The sequence below is a fragment of the Pseudoclavibacter sp. VKM Ac-2867 genome, from assembly GCF_015351275.1.
Classification (GTDB): domain Bacteria; phylum Actinomycetota; class Actinomycetes; order Actinomycetales; family Microbacteriaceae; genus Pseudoclavibacter.
Genome location: NZ_JADKSL010000014.1, coordinates 1 through 17,577 on the forward strand (window position 1 = coordinate 1; position 17,577 = coordinate 17,577).

Sequence of the window (17,577 nt, forward strand, 5' to 3'; positions counted from 1 at the left end):
CGCCGAGCATCCGCTCGGCGCCGTCTGCCATTTCACGCGAAGGGCCGTCGACGTGCCGGTCAGCAGAAGGTGACGCGGCTGCTACAGCCGCAGCCCAGCGCCGCGCACGGGTTCACTTCCCGTCGCCTGTTCGATGATGCGCCGCAGCTGCCCGAGCTCGGTCGTGTTCTCGCCGAGCTGGTTGGGCTTCCCGGTCCCGTGGTAGTCGCTGGAGCCGGTGACGATCAGGTCGTGCTGCGCTGCGACCTCGAGGAGCATCGCTCTGCTGGCTGCGTCGTTCTCGCGGTGCCCGACCTCGAGCCCGCCGAGGCCCGCCTCGATCAGGCCTTCGAGGGTCTCCGTGTCCATGCCGCGCCTCCCCCTCGAACCCGGATGCGCGAGGACGGGGACGCCACCCGCTCGGCGGATGAGCTTGACGGCGTCGAAGGGGCTCGGGGCGTAGTGCGCCACGTAGTAGCCGCCGCGCCAGTGGAGGATCGTCTCGAAGGCGGCGACTCGGCTCTCGACGAGTCCCTTCGACACCAGCGCGTCGGCGATGTGCGGCCGGCCCACCGTCGCACCCGGCTCCGTGACGGCGAGGACGTCGTCCCAGGTGAGGTCGTGGTCACCGCCGATCATCTGCACCATGCGCTCCGCTCGCGAGACACGCGACTCGCGAACCTGCTGCATCTCGGCGAGCATGACCTCGTCTGCAGGGTCGATGAGGTACCCGAGCACATGCACGCTCGCGTGGTTGAGCTGCGAGGAGAACTCGATGCCCGGGATGAAGGTGATGCCCACGTCGACCGCGGCGGCTCGGGCCTGCGCCCAGCCTGCCGTCGTGTCGTGGTCGGTGAGCGCGACGGCGTCGAGGCCGGCTCTCGCCGCCTGCCGGATGACCTCCCCTGGTGCCTCGGTCCCGTCGGAGACCACCGAGTGGGTGTGGAGGTCGATGCCTGGCTTGTCGAAGGTGGTCATGCTCCGATCAAAGCACAGGGCCCGGATGGGCAATCGCCATGCGCCTCCCAGGCTCCCCGCTCGACGGAGACTACGCTGGGGCGGTCATGCCGAGTACCTCACCTCCACGCAGAAGATCCTCCATCGCCGGCTACCGGGCGGCGGGGCTCGTCCTCGGGCTCATCGCGCTCGCAGCGGCGGTCGTGCTCGGCTGGCCACAGTTGCTTGACCTGCAGCGGGCACCGCTCGTGGCCCAGGCGATCTCGTTCCGACTTCCCGTGGCGATCGGCGCGACGGCGATCATGCTGCTGCTCCTCATTCCGGTCCTGGCTTCCCGGAAGGCACGTGCGGTGCTCGGGATGACGACCCTCGTCATCGCCATCTTCGTCGCGTCCACGGCGGCGGTGCTTGTCGACCGGGGTCTGGGCTCCCCCGTCGCGGGGAGCGATTCGCCGGAGAGCATCAACATCCTCAGCTGGAACACCCGCGGCGATGCGCCCGGTTCTCCCTCGGTCGCTGAGCTCGCCGTCGAGGTCGGTGCCGATGTCGTGGTGCTGCCTGAGACGACGGAGGAGCTCGGCGTCGAGATCGCGGCACAGATGTCCGAGGCGGGTTCCCCGATGTGGGTGCACACGCACACGGTCGACGAGGACTACAAGGCGACCTCCACGACGCTGCTCATCTCCCCTGACCTCGGCGACTACGAGGTAGTCACCGATCGAGGCGACACGAGCACGCTGCCGACCGTCATCGCGGTGCCCGTGGATGGTGACGGGCCGACGATCATCGCGGCGCATCCGGTCTCCCCGACTCCAGGCAACATGAGCGCGTGGAACGCCGACCTCGAGTGGCTCGCCCAACAGTGCTCGAGCAACACGATCATGGCGGGCGACTTCAACTCGACCCTTGATCACCTCTCCGGCCTCGGGGTCGACGATTCGAGCCAGCTCGGTGCCTGCGCTGACGCAGCGCTCGCGACAGGCAATGGGTCCGTCGGCACGTGGACGGCAGGCGTCCCGCCGCTGCTGGGCGCGAACATCGACCGCGTCATGGCGACCAGCGAGTGGAGCGTCACGGGCTTCGAGGTGCTGCTCTCCCGCGACATGGCGGGCAGCGACCACCGTCCCGTCTTCGCGCAGCTGACACCGTCCTCCTCGGGCTGAGCCTGTCCGCTCGCGTGGTTCGGTCCTGCTGACCGCGCCACCCAGTTTTCCGCGCGAGAATGTGGGGGTGACTACTTCCGACCGCGCCAGCACCCTGTCCGCCACAGCCGCCCCCGCCGTCGCTCCAGCGACCGATGAGGCTGCCGAGACCGCAGGAGGCGTCAAGCCCGGCGAAGCGCCAGCGAGCGAGAACGAGAACCGCAGCACGACTCCGAAGAGCGATGCCTTCCGGGCGCAGATCATGCGCGGCTGGGCAGATCGAGACGAGCCCCTCCCCGAGGCTCGGGTCTCCGTCCCGACCGCTGCTGGCCACCGCGAGGCGATCTCGGCCAGGCACCGCGGGGCGCGACTCGTCGTGCCGGCCGGAAGCCTCAAGCAGCGCTCGAATGACACCGACTACCGGTTCCGCGCTCACTCGGCCTTCTCGCAGCTGACCGGATGGGGTTCCGACGCCGAGCCCGGGGCCGTCCTGGTCCTCGATCCGGTCGACGACGGGCACGAGGCGACGGTCTACTTCCGGGAACGTGCTGGTCGAGACAGCGATGAGTTCTACGCGAACTCCGAGATCGGCGAGTTCTGGATCGGGCCGCGCCCGTCGATCGCGCAGACCGCAGCCGACCTCGACGTCGCCGCCCGCGATCTGAGCGAGTTCTCCGAGCTCGGTCTCGTGACGAACGCCCGCACCCTGGTGCTTCGAGAGGCGGACCCGGACCTGACGGGGCGCGTCGACGAGGCTCGGCGCACCATGTCGCTGCCTGACGCCGAGTTCGACGCCCTGCTCGCAGAGGACGCGCTCCTCGCCCAGGACCTCAGCGAGCTCCGGCTCGTCAAGGACGCCTACGAGGTCGCTCAGATGCGCGAGGCCGTCGCCGCGACCGCGGCTGGCTTCGACGACATCGTCGGCTCCCTGGCGAGGGCAGCTCAGCACCCGCGTGGTGAGCGCATCGTCGAAGGGGTGTTCCAGGCGAGAGCCCGCCTCGAGGGCAACGACGTGGGCTACGACACGATCGCCGCCTCTGGCAGCCACGCGTGCATCCTGCACTGGACCAAGAACTCAGGAGCTGTGAACGCGGGCGAGCTGATCCTGGTGGATGCGGGAGTCGAGGTCGACTCGCTCTTCACCGCGGACATCACCCGCACCCTCCCCGTCACGGGCCGCTTCTCCGAAGAGCAGCGCCTGGTCTACGAGATCGTGCTCGAAGCCGCTGACGCCGCGCTGGCGATCGTCCGCCCAGGCATCACCTTCCGCACCATCCACGACACGGCGATGGAGGTCATCGCGGCGCGGACGCAGGAGCTCGGGATGCCTCTTGGCGTCGAGGGCACCGACCCCGCCGAGCAGCTCTACCGCCGCTACATGGTGCACGGCACGAGCCACCACCTCGGCATCGACGTGCACGACTGCGCGAAGGCGCGTCGCGAGCTCTACCTGGACGGCGTGCTCGAGGCCGGCATGGTCTTCACGATCGAGCCGGGACTCTACCTGCAGCCCGATGATCTGACCGTGCCGGAGCAGCTGCGGGGCATCGGCGTTCGCATCGAGGACGACATCCTCGTGACCGCCGACGGAGCGGAGAACCTCTCACGGGGCATCCCGCGCACCGTCGAAGAAGTCGAGGCCTGGCTCGCGAGTCGCATCTCCGACTAGCTCAGGTGCGGGCCGCCCGGGTCAGGACTGCGCGCTCGGCCCGGAGCGGTCTTCCGCGGCCTGCTTGGCTCGCTGCTCGCGCTCGAGGCGACGCATCTCCGCCTGCGCCTCCGAGTAGGTCCGACGGGGGGCCGCAGGCTCCTGCGACTCGGGAGTCGGCGCAGCCTGCCCGGCTGGTGCCGGCTCCGCACCCGGAGCGTGCGGGGCGGCCGAAGGCTGCTGCGGCGGCTCCGGGGCGAGCGCCGTCGGACGCGGAGCGGAGGCTGGCTCCCCGGGCACGTGCTGGGCCGGCGTGGCACTGACTGCCCCCTGCGGCGTTCCAACGAGGCCACGCGCCTTCGCGGCGTGCTCACGGGGAACGACGACGTCGAAGTGCGTCGCGACGACCTGCATGACCGACGTGAACTGCCTGCGCTGCGGGTTCAGCGCGTAGCCGATGACGCTCCAGATCACGGAGAAGCCGATCGCGACCGGGAGGATCGCGATGAGCGTCTCGAAGCCGACTCCAGGCGTGATGATGAGGACGAGGAGCCCGACGAAGAGGCCGAGCATCACGCCCGTGCCCACGGCGCCGAGCGCGGCCTTGCCGAACGACATGCGGCCCGTGACGCGTTCGACGGTGCGCAGGTGGCTGCCCAGGATGGAGACGGTGGAGACCGGGAAGTCCTGCTTCGCGAGACCGTCCACGACGGCGCGAGCAGCCTCGTAGCTGTCGAGGCTGGCGATCACGTCTCCCTCGGGAACCTTGGGGAACCGGCTGCGGGCGCCACGTGTCGTCGTGCCTGGGGTTGTCATGCCGCCATTCTCTCAGCACGTGCCTTGGAATGGCGGCGGACTGGTCACATGTTCGCTGTTGGCTGGCGAGTCGCCCGCGGCGACTACCATTGGCCCGTGAGCGTCTCCAAGGTCTTTACAGCGCGTCTTTCCGCGTGCCCCGTCTTCGACGAAGACGGCGACCGGATCGGCAAGGTCCGCGATGTCATCGTCGAGTACCGCGCGGCACACTCGCCGCGCGTCAACGGGCTCGTCGTCGAGACGAAGAGCAAGCGCCTGATCTTCATCCCCATCCGGCAGGTCGAGTCGATCGGGTCCGGTCAGATCGTCGTGAGCGGCGAGATCGACTCGCGCCCCTTCGTGCAGCACGGGCAGGAGGTGCGTGTCCTCGCGGACCTCGCCGACCGAGCTGTGACGTTCAACGACGGCACCGCATCCGGGACCATCGAGGACGTGCAGATCGAGGAGGACGCGCAGGGGAACTGGAGCGTCGGCCAGCTCTTCGTGCGCCTGCCCCGCAAGAGCAAGCAGCTGTTCGGGACGGGGCCGACCCGTTTCGCGCCATGGGGAGAGGTCACTCCTGAGCTCACCATCGGCGAGCAGCAGGCGGCGACGCAGTTCCTGACCGCGCACTCGGACATGAAGCCGAGCGACTTCGCCACGGCGCTCCTCGACCTGCCGGATGCACGCCTCAAGGAGGTCGTCAGCATGCTGCCGGACGAGCGGCTGGCGGACGTGCTCGAAGAGATGCGCGAGTCCGACCAGGTCACGATCATCGAGTGGCTCGACGAGGAGCACGCGGCCGACGTGCTGGACCGCATGCAGCCCGACGACGCCGCCGACCTCGTGGCGAAGCTCGACGCCGTGAAGAGCGAGGCGCTCCTGCAGCGCATGGACCCGGAGGAGGCCGAAGAGGTTCGCATGCTCCTCGAGTTCGCTCCGGACACCGCCGGCGGGCTGATGACCACGGACCCGGTGATCCTGCCCGGTGACGCGACGGTCGCCGAAGCGCTTGTGCTCATCCGCCGCAAGGACCTCCCCGCGGCACTCGCGACGAGCGTCTTCGTGACCCTCTCCCCCTACGAGCCGCCCACGGGCCGCTACCTGGGCCTCGTGCACTTCCAGCGGCTCCTCAGATATCCCCCGCACGAACGACTCGACACGATCCTGGACCGCGAGATGGAGCCTGCGCCCACGACGATGCGCGATGCCGAGGTGGCGCGCGTCCTCGCGAGCTACGACCTCGTCGCGCTTCCCGTCATCGACGACGCGCACCGCCTCGTCGGCGTCGTGACCATCGACGATGTTCTCGACCACCTCCTGCCGGAGGACTGGCGTCAGGTCGACGCCGAGGGCGAGGTCGTCCCCAGTCGCGTCTCGCAGCGCGTCGGCACCAAGCGTGTCGTCACCGCCCCTGCCAACTCTCCAGCCGCCCGGAGGACTCATGGCACGTCGTGAAGACGATCTCGAGCGCCCCAAGGTGAAGGGCCTCCATCTCCGACGCCCACGGCCGAAGCCGCGGCGTGACTCCCGCGACCCGCGCGATTCGCGCGGGGATGACTCGGAGAACCGCGACCACGACCGGAGCGACGCATTCGGCCGGGGAATGGAGGCGTTCGCGCGTGCCATGGGCACGCCGGCCTTCCTCGTCGGTCTCTCGCTCTTCGTCGTGTTCTGGGTGGTGTGGAACTCGATGGCTCCCATCGAGCTGCGCTTCGACTCCGCTGACCTCGGCTTCATCGCCTTGACCCTCATGCTGTCGCTGCAGGCCTCCTACGCGGCGCCCATGCTGCTGCTCGCGCAGAACCGGCAGGACGACCGCGACCGGGTGCAGATCGCCCAGGACCGGCAGCGAGCGGAGCGCAACTCCGCCGACCTCGAGTACCTCGCGCGCGAGATCGTGGCGCTCCGAGTGCTCACGAAGGACCTCGCTTCGAAGGACTTCATCCGCGCCGAGCTGCGGGCCCTCCTCGAGGACATCGAGGACCTCGATGACCCAGACGAAGACGGCTCAGAGACCATCTCGCGCGAGCAGCAGCGGGTGAGCGACTCGGCGAGGCGCCGCGCCGAGGCGATCCGAGACAGGAAGCGCGCAGCCAAGTCGGCAGAAGAGTCGGTGTGAGCGACGTGACGACCGCCGACAGCATCTGGAGCGCGCTCGCTCTCGTCAGCGACCCCGAGCTTCGCCGACCGCTGACGGAGCTCGGGATGATCGAACGCGTCGACGAGCGCCGCGACGGGTCCTTCGAGGTCGAGCTGCGGCTCACCATCGTCGGTTGCCCGGCAGCGCGTCAGATCGAGCGGGAGGTGCGCTCGGCGATCGAGTCTGTCATCGACGTCGCCGAATACGACCTCGAGATCGGGGTCATGACGCGCGAGCAGCGGACGGCCCTCACGGAGCGCCTGCGGGGCTCCCGCGCCGGCCGCGTGCATCCCTTTGGCCGTGATTCGCTGACCCGCGTCATCGCCGTCACGAGCGGCAAGGGCGGCGTCGGAAAGTCCACGGTCACCGCGAACCTCGCCGCGGCCTTCGCGCGTCGTGGCCTCAGCGTCGGCCTCATCGACGCCGATGTCCACGGCTACTCCATCCCCGGTCTCTTCGGGCTGGACCACGATGTTGCCCCAACTCGCATAGGGGACATGATCGTGCCCCCTGAGTCGCACGGCGTGAAGCTCATCTCCATCGGCATGTTCCTGGGCGACGACGCTCAGGTCGTCGCGTGGCGCGGCCCAATGCTGCATCGCACGATCGAGCAGTTCCTCACCGACGTCTACTTCGGGGATCTCGACGTGCTGCTGCTCGACCTGCCACCTGGCACCGGCGACATCGCGATCTCGCTCGGCCAGCTTCTCCCGAACGCCGAGGTCGTCGTCGTCACGACTCCGCAGGCGGCTGCCGCCGACGTCGCCTGGCGCTCAGGGGCACTGGCCAGGAAGACCGGTCAGAGAGTCGTCGGTGTCATCGAGACGATGTCGCCGTTCGCGTCGACGGACGGGGGCCGGGTCCCGCTCTTCGGCGAGGGCGGAGGGTTGGCTGTCGCGGAGCGCCTCAGCGCGGAGGGTGACGCCGTTGCCCTGCTCGCCGAGGTGCCAGTGAGCCAGACGCTCCGCGAGTCCGGAGACGCCGGCACTCCCCTGCTGCGGACGAAGCCCGCGGAGCCTGCGGGCGAGGCCCTCCAGCGTGCAGCGGATGCCCTGCTCGCTCAGCCTCGCGGCCTCAGCGGTCGAAGGCTTCCGGTCTCGCTCGTCTAGGCTCCCGGGCTCGCTCGTGTCTGGGTCGAGTGACGGGTGCGCCGACGACTCGGATCAGACTCGGATCAGGTGGCCTCGGCGTCGAACGGCACTGGGCCGACGATCGATGCGGATGGCAGCGCGCTCGAAGCCCAGCTCGGCCGCGAGGCGCTCCCGGGCGCGGCAGCTGCTGCTGCCCCGGCCGCGAGAGTCGCGGCGCTCGCAGTCGCAGAAGCGGCATTCACGGGGGCCGGCTGCGGCGCTGCCGGCTCGTCCTCGGCGAGGAGGGCATCACGGATGATGCGGCGAGGGTCGTACTGGCGAGGATCGAGCTTCCGCCAGTCGACATCGGCGAAATCGTCGCCCATCTCCTCTTTCATGCGCGACTTCGCGTTCGTGGACGCGCCACGAAGCCACTTGACCGCATCAGCGAGACGCTCGGCAGCTTTCGGGAGCTTGTCGGGACCGATGATGAAGGCCGCGATAATGCCGATCAACAGCAACTTCTCAAACGTCAGCCCAAACACCGTCCCATCATAGGGTCTGGGATGCGCCGACGGCTCACCCCGAGAGGCCAGAACCCGGATGCGGGAATCGGACTCCGGGACCTCGCCCGCCGCTAGTCTTGAGGAATGTCTGAACTGGAGCTCAGCTCGCGCTACATCAACGAGCGAATCGTGGACGACGCCCTCGTCCGGGATGCTCGTCAGCTGACGCTCGAGCTGGGACTGCCGCTCCCCTCTGCCGCAACCGCGGCTCACCTGACGTTCCTCGCGGCTGCGACAGGAGCATCCACGATCATCGAGATCGGGACCGGCGCGGGAGTGCTCACGCACGCCGTCTGGCGTGGGGCGCCGAAATCGACGATCACCTGCATCGACGCAGAGCCCGAGTATCTCGGGCACGCGCGGCGTCTGCTGATCTCCGCCGGCGCGCGCGGTGCGAGCCTCCGCTTCATCACGGGTCACCCGCAGGACGTGCTGCCTCGGATGACCGAGGGCGGCTACGACCTCGTCGTCATCGGAGGCGACATCGCGCACATCGGCGCACATCTGCAGCATGGTCTGCGCCTCATCCGCCCCGGCGGCACGATCGTCGCACTCGGCGCGCTCAACGGCGGCAAGGTCGCCTCACCCGCTCGACGCGACGCGCTGACCAGCGGCCTGCGCGCCCTCTACTCCGAGTTCGATCTCCAAGAAGACCTGCGCCTGGCCCTGCTGCCGCTCGACGGCGGCATCCTCCAGCTCACGAAGCTGCGCTGAGCGCAGCGCACTGAACGCAGAAACGAGGAACACAGAAGAAAGGCGCCGACCGTGGTGGTCGACGCCCTTCTCTCCGTGCGAATCGGCTATTCGCCGACGACTGCGCTCAGCGCGTCGCGAAGCTCGCGGGCCTCGTCGTCGTTGACGGACACCACGAGGCGCCCGCCACCCTCTAGGGGTACACGAACGATGATCAGCCGTGTTTCGCGGATGGCTTCCATAGGTCCGTCACCAGTACGCGGTTTCATCGCGGCCATAATTGCGCCTCCAAGATTTGTGCAGTGTCTCCCTAGTATCCCAAATTCGCGGACCGAGTGTGCATTCGGCCCTCCGGAATGCGAAAACTCGTGGATCGAATTCGGTCCGACTTGCGAGGAAACGGCGAGGGGAACGGCCAGAACCGAGGTGTAGCGTCGAATTTCGTTGGCGTCGATGGCGCCTTCTGCCCTGGCCAGATGATCGAAAGGACCTCACGTGGCTGAATACACGCTTCCCGACCTCCCCTACGACTACGCGGCACTCGAGCCCCACATCTCGGCACGCATCATGGAGCTGCATCACGACAAGCACCACGCGACCTACGTGAAGGGTGCCAACACGGCACTCGAGCAGATCGCGGAGGCACGCGACAGCGGCAACCTCGCGAACATCAACAAGCTCGAGAAGGACCTCGCCTTCAACCTTGGCGGGCACGTCAACCACAGCGTCTTCTGGACCAACCTCTCGCCGGAAGGCGGAGAGCCTGCTGGTGGCATCAAGGATGCTATCGACGAGCAGTTCGGCGGTCTCGAGAAGTTCCAGGCGCAGTTCACCGCTGTGGCGCTCGGCGTGCAGGGCTCCGGCTGGGCCGTGCTCGGCTACGACCAGACGGGTGGCAACCTCACCACGTTCCAGCTCTTCGACCAGCAGGGCAACATCCCCTTCGGCGTCACTCCCCTGCTGCAGCTCGACGTATGGGAGCACGCCTACTACCTCGACTACCAGAACGTCCGGGCCGACTACATCAAGGCCTTCTGGAACATCGTCAACTGGGAGAACGTGGGCCAGCGCCTCGACGCGGCGCGCGGCTGACGCGAACCCAGCACTCACCGCAGACGGCGATCGCCGCATCCAGTGACGGATGCGGCGATCGCCGTCTTGCTCGGGGCCGAAGGGTCAGCTCTTCGCGATGGTGAGCACCTGCTCGAGCGCGGCGACACACTGCCCGTCCGTCTCGCGCACGATCGTGACGACGGTCTGCCCCTCGACGTAGTGGCAGATGTCCGCGGGCACGGTCTCGCCGTGGGTCTTGTTCTCGAGGAGGTAGACGGTGCCGTCGCCGAGCCCCTGCGTCGCGTAGGGGTTCGTGCCGACCGAGATCCCCTCCGTGAAGCTCTCGAACTCGTCGAACATCGTCGCGGTGTCGACCGCCTCGCTGCCCTGGAGCGTCGCGATGTGCAGGAACGTCGAGCGCCACTTGCCATCTGGCCCGCCGCCACCGGTTCCTTCGACGTCTCCAGCCCTCGACGGAACCCAGTTGCAGAGCTCGGGAGCAGCAGCTGAGAGCTGTGCAAGATCGGGGTGCTGCTCGAGCGAGAAAGCCTGCTCGAAAGGCACGAGCCGCGGAGCGTTCAGCTCACCCAGCATGGCGTCGGTGAAGAGCCCGCACTCCTCAGCCGCGCCGATCGAGGAGATGCTCCAGGCCGCCGCGGGCTGCTCCGTCTCCTCGGGCATCGCCGCTGCGGTCGCGCTCGCAGTGGCCTCGGGCGCCGTCGAGGCGAGAACGGTGGCTGACGACGTGACCGCCGGAGCGGCACCCCCTTCTGTGCCCTGGCAGCCAGAGAGCGCCAGTATCCCGACCGTCGCCAGCACGGTGATCCGCCCAACCCCGAGTAGTTCCATCCTGATCTCCCCACGTCCTCGCAAAGCAGACGCGCCTGTACCGGCGTCTGCACTCAATGTAGGGCCTGACCTGGGTTTTGCGAGGCCGAGGCGGTAACGCTCCGGACACGGAACGGTGACGGTTCGGACCGGGCTAAGCGGGGGTCCAGTCACCCTCCACGGTGTACCAGCAGAAGTAGAGCCACAGGAGCTGCCCGACGAGCATGAGCACGACGACGCTCACCCGGTAGAGCGGGGACTTGGGGATCGCGACGGCACCGAGGATCGGGAACATCGGCATGAGCAGCCGGAACGTGCTCGACTGCGGGAAGAACACGGCGAAGAGGTACGTGAAGTAGCTGAAGAGCCAGATGCGGATCTCGATGCCGAGCCTGCGCATGATCGGCAGCGCGATGGCGCCGACCACGACGATGACGAACAGCACCACGATGATCGCCCCGATCGGCTGGCCGAACCAGAACGTCGAGCCGTGGAACCACCCCGTGAACGGCTCCAGCTCGATGGGCCCCGTGTAGTGGATGCGCCAGGCGAGCTCCGTGTCGATGTAGGCGGATGGGACCCCGGTCACGGCCCACGCGATGAGCAGCCAGCCGAAGCCTGCGACCGCAGAGAGCAGCCCGGCGGCCATGACCTTGATGACCTCAGGCCGTGGGAACGCCTCGCGTCCCTTCGCGTGCATCCACCAGCGTGCGAGGAAGTAGAGCCCGAGCGTCATGGCCCACGCGAGCCCTGTGGGACGCGTGAACGAGGCGAGCACGATGACGGGAAGCATGACAAGCCACTGTCGCTTGATGAGCAGGTACAGCAGCAGCGCGACGAAGAAGCTCTGCGCGCTCTCCGCGTAGCCGAGCTGGAGCAGCGGGCTCGTCGGTGCGATGCAGAAGAGCAGCGTCGCGAACGCCGTCGTGCTCTTGTCGACGACGAGCGCGAGGGTGCGGTTGAAGACCCAGGCCGCAGCGAACCCGAACGCCGTCGCGACGAGCACGGAAGCCACTTCCCACGGCAGCGTCGTCGCCACCATGAGGCCACGGACGAGGACCGGGTAGAGCGGCATGAAGGCCCACGCGTTCTCGGTGACCTGACCCTCATCGTTCCGAGGCAGCTCGCTCGAGTAGCCGAACGGCCCACCGGTCGCGATGCGCTCGAACCAGGCCGAGTCCCACAGGTTCGAGAAGGTCCACAGGTCGGGCTTCGCCGGCGACTGCCAGGTCTCCTGCTGCTGGGACGCGAACGCCAGCAGGAACACGGTCGTCACGACCCGTGTTCCGAAGAAGATGATGGCGACCTGCGCCAGCGCCGGGAGACGACTCCAGTAGTACGAGAAGTACGTCGGCCTGGTGTCCGCGGCGATCGTGAACTCCTCGCGGCCCGTTCTCGCTAGCGTGAGGTCAGCCACGTCCGCAGCCCCTCCTCGACACGCGTGATCTCGGAGAGCAGCACCCGTTCGTCGTCGGCGTGCGCCTTGAGCGGGTCGCCCGGACCGTAGTTCACGGCCGGGATGCCGAGCGCCGAGAACCTGGCCACGTCCGTCCACCCGTACTTGGGCTTCGCCTCGGCGCCGACAGCCTCCAGGAATCCGCGCGCCAGAGGGGCGTCGAGACCCGGCCTCGCGGCGGGAGAGCGGTCGACGAAGTCGAGCTCGAAGTCGCCGAACCATGCCATCAGCTTCGCCTCGGCTTCATCGAGCGTCTTGTCGGGGGCGAAACGGTAGTTGACGTGGACGACGCACTCGTCGGGGATCACGTTGCCGGCGACCCCGCCCGAGATGCGGACGGCGTTGAGCCCTTCCCGGTACTCGAGGCCCTCGACGGGCACCGTCGCCGGCTCGAACTCCGCAAGCCGCTCGAGGATCGGTGCCGCCTTGTGGATGGCGTTCTCCCCCACCCACGCGCGTGCCGAGTGGGCCCGCTTCCCCCTGGTCCGGATGTCGACGCGGATGGTGCCGTTGCAGCCGCCTTCGACCTCGCCCTTCGTGGGTTCGCCCAGGATCGCGAAGTCGGCGGCCAGGAGCTCCGGCCGGGCAGCCGCGAGCAGCCCCAGCCCGTTCAGCTCGGACGCGACCTCCTCGTTGTCGTACCAGATCCATGTCACGTCGACGGCGGGCTCCACGAGCTCGGCTGCGAGCCTCAGCTGCACGGCGACGCCGGCCTTCATGTCGACCGTGCCGCGCCCCCAGAGGTACTCCCCCGCCGGCGTATCCGGCACATCTGCCGCGGCCTGCTCGGGCGAGAGGACCTCGAGGCGCGTCGGGAGGTTCTCGTTGATCGGCACGGTGTCGATGTGCCCCGCGATCGCGACGCGCTGGGCCCGCCCGAGCGAGGTGCGCGCGACGATGGTGTTGCCGAGCCGCTGCACCTCGAGATGCGCGAACGGCGCCAGCGCGGCCTCGATGGCATCGGCGATCGTCGCCTCGTCGCCGGAGACGGACGGAATGTCACACAGCAGGCGCGTGAGCTCGGTCGAGGGTCGCGTCAGGTCGAGGGCGTCGCCACTCGCGAAGGAAGACATGGGTTCAAGCCTAAGTGCTCGGCAAGAGCACAGCGTGGTGCCCGCGCGGGCCCTTCGCTGGGTAGCCTGGAGCGCATGACCAACGATGCACCCACCTCCCACGACCAGCGGACAGCCTGGGGCGACGGCCTCGCCACGATCACGAACGACGGACAGGTGCTCGATGCCTGGTTCCCGACCCCCGCACTCGGCCCGCTGCCCGAGGGCCGCGACCCGCACATCTCTCCTGCGAGCTTCGCGGCACTCTCCTACGACGACGAGCGTCGCCAGGTGCAGGTCAGCCCGGTCACCGTGACGGTGCGGCTCGATGAGCCCGTCGAGAGCGTCGTCGACGCCTACCTCCGCCTGCACCTCCTGAGCCACCTCATCGTCGAGCCGAACAGCATCAACCTCGATGGCATCTTCGGCCACCTGCCGACCAACGCCTGGACCAACGTCGGCCCCATGCGACCCGACCTGGCCGCCTCGTCGCGCGCGATCCTCCAGCGTGAGGGCATCCAGGTCTACGCGATCGACAAGTTCCCGCGCCTCCTCGACTACGTGATGCCGGCGGATGTGCGCATCGCCGACGGCGGACGGGTCCGCCTCGGCGCGCACCTCGCACCAGGCACGGTTGTCATGCACGAGGGCTTCGTGAACTTCAACGCCGGCACCCTCGGCCGCTCGATGGTGGAAGGGCGCGTCTCGCAGGGCGTGATCCTCGGAGCCGGCAGCGACATCGGCGGCGGGGCATCCATCATGGGCACGCTCTCCGGCGGCGGCAAGGAGCGCATCCGCATCGGCGAGCGCGCCCTGCTCGGCGCGAACTCCGGCATCGGCATCTCGCTGGGCGACGACTCGATCGTGGAGGCCGGCCTGTACGTGACCGCCGGAACCAAGGTCTCGCTCATCGGCCAGAGCGACCCTGATGGCCAGATCGGCGAGCCGCAGTCGGTCAAGGCGTCGGCACTCTCCGGTGTCCCGAACCTGCTGTTCCGCCGGAACTCGCTCAACGGCGCGGTCGAGGCCCTCGCACGGACCGGGGCTGGCATCCAGCTCAACGACGCCCTGCACGCCTGACCCGGAGCAACTCCGAACTGAGGCTCCAGTCAGCACCCTGGAGACAGAACAACACTCCCCGCTGGCCACCTGTCGTGCGGCTCGAGCGGGGAGTGTCTTGTTCGATCAGCGTAGAACGCGTGCCGTCGCAGCGGAACCCCTCACAGGTGATTCCAGGCTGCGGCGGCACGCGTCGCCTGCGCGGGTCTGACGTCAGAGCAGCTGGAAGCCGCGGTTCTCCGGGTAGTGGCGCTCGGCCTCACCCGTGTAGAGCTGCTGCGGGCGCCCGATCTTGGTCTTGGCGTCCGCGTTCGCCTCACGCCAGTGCGCGAGCCAGCCTGGGAGGCGTCCGATGGCGAACAGCACCGTGAACATGCGCGTCGGGAAGCCCATCGCCTTGTAGATGAGACCCGTGTAGAAGTCGACGTTCGGGTACAGGCTTCGCTCTTTGAAGTAGTCGTCGCTCAAGGCGACCTGCTCGAGCTGCGTCGCGAGCTCCAGAAGCGGGTCGTTGACGCCGAGCGCGGCGAGCACCTCGTCCGCGGACTCCTTGACGAGCTTCGCACGGGGGTCGTAGCTCTTGTACACCCGGTGGCCGAAGCCCATGAGACGCACGCCGTCTTCCTTGTTCTTGACTCGCTCGACGAAGCGGTCGACGCCCTCGCCGGATTCCTGGATCTGCGCAAGCATCTTGAGGACGGCCTCGTTGGCGCCACCGTGCAGCGGGCCGTTGAGGGCGCTGATGCCGGCGGAGATCGAGGAGTACATGTTCGCCTCGGTCGAGCCGACGAGGCGCACCGTCGAGGTCGACGCGTTCTGCTCGTGGTCGGCGTGCAGGATCAGCAGGCGCTCGAGCGCCTTCGAGAGCACGGGGTTGACCTCGTAGGGCTCCGCGAGGTTGCCGAAGTTGAGCTTGAGGAAGTTGTCGACGAAGTCGAGCGAGTTGTCCGGGTACAGGAACGCCTGACCGATGCTCTTCTTGTGCGCATAGGCGGCGATGACCGGGATCTTCGCGAGGAGGCGGATGGTCGACTGCTCGACCATCTCAGGGTTGTGGACGTCGAGGGAATCCTCGTAGTACGTCGAGAGCGCGTTGACCGCGCTCGACAGCACGGACATCGGGTGCGCGTGCGGCGGCAGTGCCGTGAAGAAGCGCTTGAGGTCCTCGTGCAGGAGCGTGTGGTGCCGGATGCGGTCGGTGAAGTTCTCGTACTCCGACTCGGTCGGCAGCTGGCCGTAGAGCAGCAGGTACGCGACCTCGAGGAAGCTCGACTTGGAGGCGAGCTCCTCGATCGGATAGCCGCGGTAGCGGAGGATGCCGTTGGCACCATCGATGTACGTGATCGCCGACTTGGTCGACGAGGTGTTGACGAAGCCCTGGTCGAGCGTGGTGTACCCGGTCTGCTTCATGAACGTCGAGATGTCGACCGCGTCAGCGCCTTCGGTGGCGCGCAGAACCGGGAACTCAGCTGTCCTGTCGCCGATCCTGAAGGTGGCTGAGTCCGCCTCATTCCGGTGGGCCTCAGCCTGCTTGTGCTGTTCAGTCACAGATCCTCCTCGAGCGGGTGGGGGATGCTCCCCGGCGAGCACGCAGAACGCGCAGTGTTCTCATAGCCTAATCGGTCGACCAGGTGACTATGCGAATCCACAATGAAAGTCGCGATGTGCTGTTCGATACCTACTGAGCTTGCGCGGAATGGTCAGAAGTTGCCGCGAGGAGCCGCCGCGCGGCCTCGTCGATGTGCGCATCCGTGGCCGTCAGGGAGACTCGGACGTGCCGCCCGCCGGCTTCCCCGTAGAAGACCCCGGGACCCGCGATGATGCCGAGCTGCGCGAGCTCTTCGATCGTCACCCAGGAGTCGTCGCCCTTGGTGCCCCACAGGTAGAGGCCCGCCTCGCTGTGCTCGATGCGCAGTCCCCAGGCCTGGAGCGCGGGAAGGAGCACCTCTCGGCGACGGAGGTAGCGGTTGTACTGCTCGACGGCATGCTCGTCGTCGCCAAGCGCAGCCACGACGGCCGCCTGCACCGGAGCGGGGACGATGAGCCCCGCGTGCTTGCGTGCAGTGAGCAGCCGGGAGATGAGCTGCGGGTCACCCGCGACGTAGGCGGCCCGGTAGCCCGCCAGATTCGACCGCTTCGAGAGCGACGAGCACGCGAGGATGTTGCTCAGGTCGCCGCCCGTGACCCGCTCGTCGAGGATGCTCGGGATGCGCTCCCCCGACCAGTCCCCCCAGCCGAGTTCCGCGTAGCACTCGTCGTTGATGATGACGGCGCCCAGTTCGCGAGCACGGGAGACCGCGGCCGCCAGCTCCTCGACGCCGAGCACTCGTCCGTCGGGGTTCCCTGGACTGTTGAGCCAGATGAGCTTCGTCGATTCCGGCCAGGCCGCGGGGTCGTCGCCCGCGAAGCCCTCTGCTCCGGCGAAGACCGCGCCGATCTCGTAGGTCGGGTATGCCCGGGCAGGGTAGACGACCGTGTCGCCCGCACCGAGTCGCAGGAAGAAGGCCGTCGTCGCGACGAACTCCTTCGAGCCGACCGTGAGCATCGCGTTCGCGCGCAGCAGGCCGCTCACACCACGGCACCGCGCGAACCAGGCGACGACGGCGTCCCTGGCCTCCGGTGTGCCGATCGTGGTCGGGTAGGAGTGCGCGTCGGCGTGCTCCCGCAGCGCCGCGCGGACGACCTCCGGCGTCGGGTCGACGGGAGAGCCGATCGAGAGGTCGAGGGCGCCGTCCGGGTGCGCGTTCGCCTGGTCGATGTACGGCGTCAGCTGATCCCAGGGGTAGTCGGGGAGCTCGCCCAGCGTCACGCGCCCTCTCCCTGCGGTTCGAGCGCCGCGATGACCGGGTGGTCGTGGTGGATCACGCCGACCTTCGCCGCTCCCCCTGGCGAGCCGATCTCGGAGAAGAAGTCGACGTTCGCGGTGTAGTACTCGCTCCACTCCTCGGGCAGGTCATCCTCGTAGTAGATGGCCTCGACGGGGCAGACAGGTTCGCAGGCACCGCAGTCGACGCATTCGTCGGGGTGGATGTAGAGCATCCGATCGCCCTCGTAGATGCAGTCGACGGGGCACTCATCGATGCAGGCCCGGTCTTTCACGTCGACACAGGGAAGGGCGATGACGTAGGTCACTGAG

The 17,577-nt window shown here is 68.2% G+C and carries 18 protein-coding genes; 8 read left to right on the top strand and 10 right to left on the bottom strand.

What is annotated here, in order from left to right; all coding sequences use genetic code 11:
• Positions 1-81: 81 nt before the first annotated feature.
• Positions 82-957 (bottom strand): PHP domain-containing protein, encoded by an 876-nt coding sequence (locus ITJ67_RS13565; RefSeq protein WP_194678002.1) that lies wholly within the window; start codon positions 955-957, stop codon positions 82-84.
• Between the two features lie 86 nt (positions 958-1,043).
• Between ITJ67_RS13565 and ITJ67_RS13570 the strand changes: the two genes are divergently transcribed.
• The gene (locus ITJ67_RS13570) at positions 1,044-2,099 is read left to right on the top strand and encodes an endonuclease/exonuclease/phosphatase family protein (protein WP_194678003.1); all 1,056 of its coding nucleotides are present in this window, start codon (positions 1,044-1,046) and stop codon (positions 2,097-2,099) included.
• Positions 2,100-2,340: 241 nt separating this feature from the next.
• The gene (locus ITJ67_RS13575; protein ID WP_194678055.1) at positions 2,341-3,747 is read left to right on the top strand and encodes an aminopeptidase P family protein; all 1,407 of its coding nucleotides are present in this window, start codon (positions 2,341-2,343) and stop codon (positions 3,745-3,747) included.
• A 21-nt stretch (positions 3,748-3,768) separates the two neighbouring features.
• On the opposite strand, the gene ITJ67_RS13580 is transcribed toward ITJ67_RS13575, so the two are convergent.
• A complete protein-coding gene (locus ITJ67_RS13580) occupies positions 3,769-4,542 on the bottom strand; it encodes a general stress protein (RefSeq protein ID WP_160072328.1) in 774 nt (257 codons plus the stop codon).
• 96 nt (positions 4,543-4,638) lie between these two features.
• Here ITJ67_RS13580 and ITJ67_RS13585 point away from each other — a divergent pair, with 96 nt between their 5' ends.
• Genes ITJ67_RS13585 through ITJ67_RS13595 form a run of 3 tightly spaced genes read left to right on the top strand, consistent with a single transcriptional unit; the run spans position 4,639 to position 7,773 of the window.
• The gene (locus tag ITJ67_RS13585; RefSeq protein WP_104242117.1) at positions 4,639-5,979 is read left to right on the top strand and encodes a magnesium transporter MgtE N-terminal domain-containing protein; all 1,341 of its coding nucleotides are present in this window, start codon (positions 4,639-4,641) and stop codon (positions 5,977-5,979) included.
• Positions 5,966-6,643 (top strand): DUF1003 domain-containing protein, encoded by a 678-nt coding sequence (locus ITJ67_RS13590; RefSeq protein ID WP_104331544.1) that lies wholly within the window; start codon positions 5,966-5,968, stop codon positions 6,641-6,643. Before ITJ67_RS13585 ends, ITJ67_RS13590 begins: the two co-directional genes overlap by 14 nt.
• A 5-nt stretch (positions 6,644-6,648) precedes the next feature.
• Positions 6,649-7,773, top strand: coding sequence for an Mrp/NBP35 family ATP-binding protein (locus tag ITJ67_RS13595; RefSeq protein WP_416362330.1), 1,125 nt, complete (start codon positions 6,649-6,651; stop codon positions 7,771-7,773).
• Positions 7,774-7,838: 65 nt separating this feature from the next.
• Here the strand turns inward: ITJ67_RS13595 and ITJ67_RS13600 are convergent, their stop codons facing one another.
• On the bottom strand, positions 7,839-8,249 hold the full coding sequence (locus ITJ67_RS13600) for a Sec-independent protein translocase TatB (protein ID WP_194678005.1): 411 nt from the start codon (positions 8,247-8,249) through the stop codon (positions 7,839-7,841).
• A gap of 135 nt (positions 8,250-8,384) precedes the next feature.
• Between ITJ67_RS13600 and ITJ67_RS13605 the strand changes: the two genes are divergently transcribed.
• On the top strand, positions 8,385-9,014 hold the full coding sequence (locus ITJ67_RS13605; RefSeq protein WP_194678006.1) for an O-methyltransferase: 630 nt from the start codon (positions 8,385-8,387) through the stop codon (positions 9,012-9,014).
• An 86-nt stretch (positions 9,015-9,100) separates the two neighbouring features.
• Here ITJ67_RS13605 and ITJ67_RS13610 read toward each other — a convergent pair whose 3' ends face one another.
• A complete protein-coding gene (locus tag ITJ67_RS13610; RefSeq protein WP_082775374.1) occupies positions 9,101-9,271 on the bottom strand; it encodes a DUF3117 domain-containing protein in 171 nt (56 codons plus the stop codon).
• A 217-nt stretch (positions 9,272-9,488) separates the two neighbouring features.
• On the opposite strand from ITJ67_RS13610, the gene ITJ67_RS13615 reads away from it, so the two are divergent.
• Positions 9,489-10,085, top strand: a complete 597-nt coding sequence (locus ITJ67_RS13615; RefSeq protein WP_104298556.1) for a superoxide dismutase — start codon at positions 9,489-9,491, stop codon at positions 10,083-10,085.
• Between the two features lie 84 nt (positions 10,086-10,169).
• On the opposite strand, the gene ITJ67_RS13620 is transcribed toward ITJ67_RS13615, so the two are convergent.
• From ITJ67_RS13620 to dapE, 3 genes are all read right to left on the bottom strand, one after another.
• Positions 10,170-10,895 carry a hypothetical protein gene (locus ITJ67_RS13620; protein ID WP_194678007.1) on the bottom strand — a complete coding sequence of 242 codons (726 nt, stop codon included), beginning with the start codon at positions 10,893-10,895 and terminating at the stop codon, positions 10,170-10,172.
• A 133-nt stretch (positions 10,896-11,028) separates the two neighbouring features.
• Positions 11,029-12,291: a hypothetical protein gene (locus ITJ67_RS13625; RefSeq protein ID WP_160072334.1), complete on the bottom strand. Its 1,263-nt coding sequence runs from the start codon at positions 12,289-12,291 to the stop codon at positions 11,029-11,031.
• Positions 12,273-13,403 (bottom strand): succinyl-diaminopimelate desuccinylase, encoded by a 1,131-nt coding sequence (dapE, locus tag ITJ67_RS13630; protein WP_194678008.1) that lies wholly within the window; start codon positions 13,401-13,403, stop codon positions 12,273-12,275. Before dapE ends, ITJ67_RS13625 begins: the two co-directional genes overlap by 19 nt.
• A 75-nt stretch (positions 13,404-13,478) precedes the next feature.
• On the opposite strand from dapE, the gene dapD reads away from it, so the two are divergent.
• Entirely contained in the window at positions 13,479-14,462 is a 984-nt protein-coding gene (gene dapD, locus ITJ67_RS13635) for a 2,3,4,5-tetrahydropyridine-2,6-dicarboxylate N-succinyltransferase (RefSeq protein WP_104331550.1), read from the top strand.
• A 192-nt stretch (positions 14,463-14,654) separates the two neighbouring features.
• Here dapD and ITJ67_RS13640 read toward each other — a convergent pair whose 3' ends face one another.
• From ITJ67_RS13640 to fdxA, 3 genes are all read right to left on the bottom strand, one after another.
• The gene (locus tag ITJ67_RS13640) at positions 14,655-15,989 is read right to left on the bottom strand and encodes a citrate synthase (RefSeq protein WP_160072338.1); all 1,335 of its coding nucleotides are present in this window, start codon (positions 15,987-15,989) and stop codon (positions 14,655-14,657) included.
• Between the two features lie 130 nt (positions 15,990-16,119).
• The gene (gene dapC, locus ITJ67_RS13645) at positions 16,120-17,250 is read right to left on the bottom strand and encodes a succinyldiaminopimelate transaminase (RefSeq protein WP_323741465.1); all 1,131 of its coding nucleotides are present in this window, start codon (positions 17,248-17,250) and stop codon (positions 16,120-16,122) included.
• On the bottom strand, positions 17,247-17,573 hold the full coding sequence (gene fdxA / locus ITJ67_RS13650) for a ferredoxin (protein WP_104241603.1): 327 nt from the start codon (positions 17,571-17,573) through the stop codon (positions 17,247-17,249). Before fdxA ends, dapC begins: the two co-directional genes overlap by 4 nt.
• Positions 17,574-17,577: the final 4 nt, after the last annotated feature.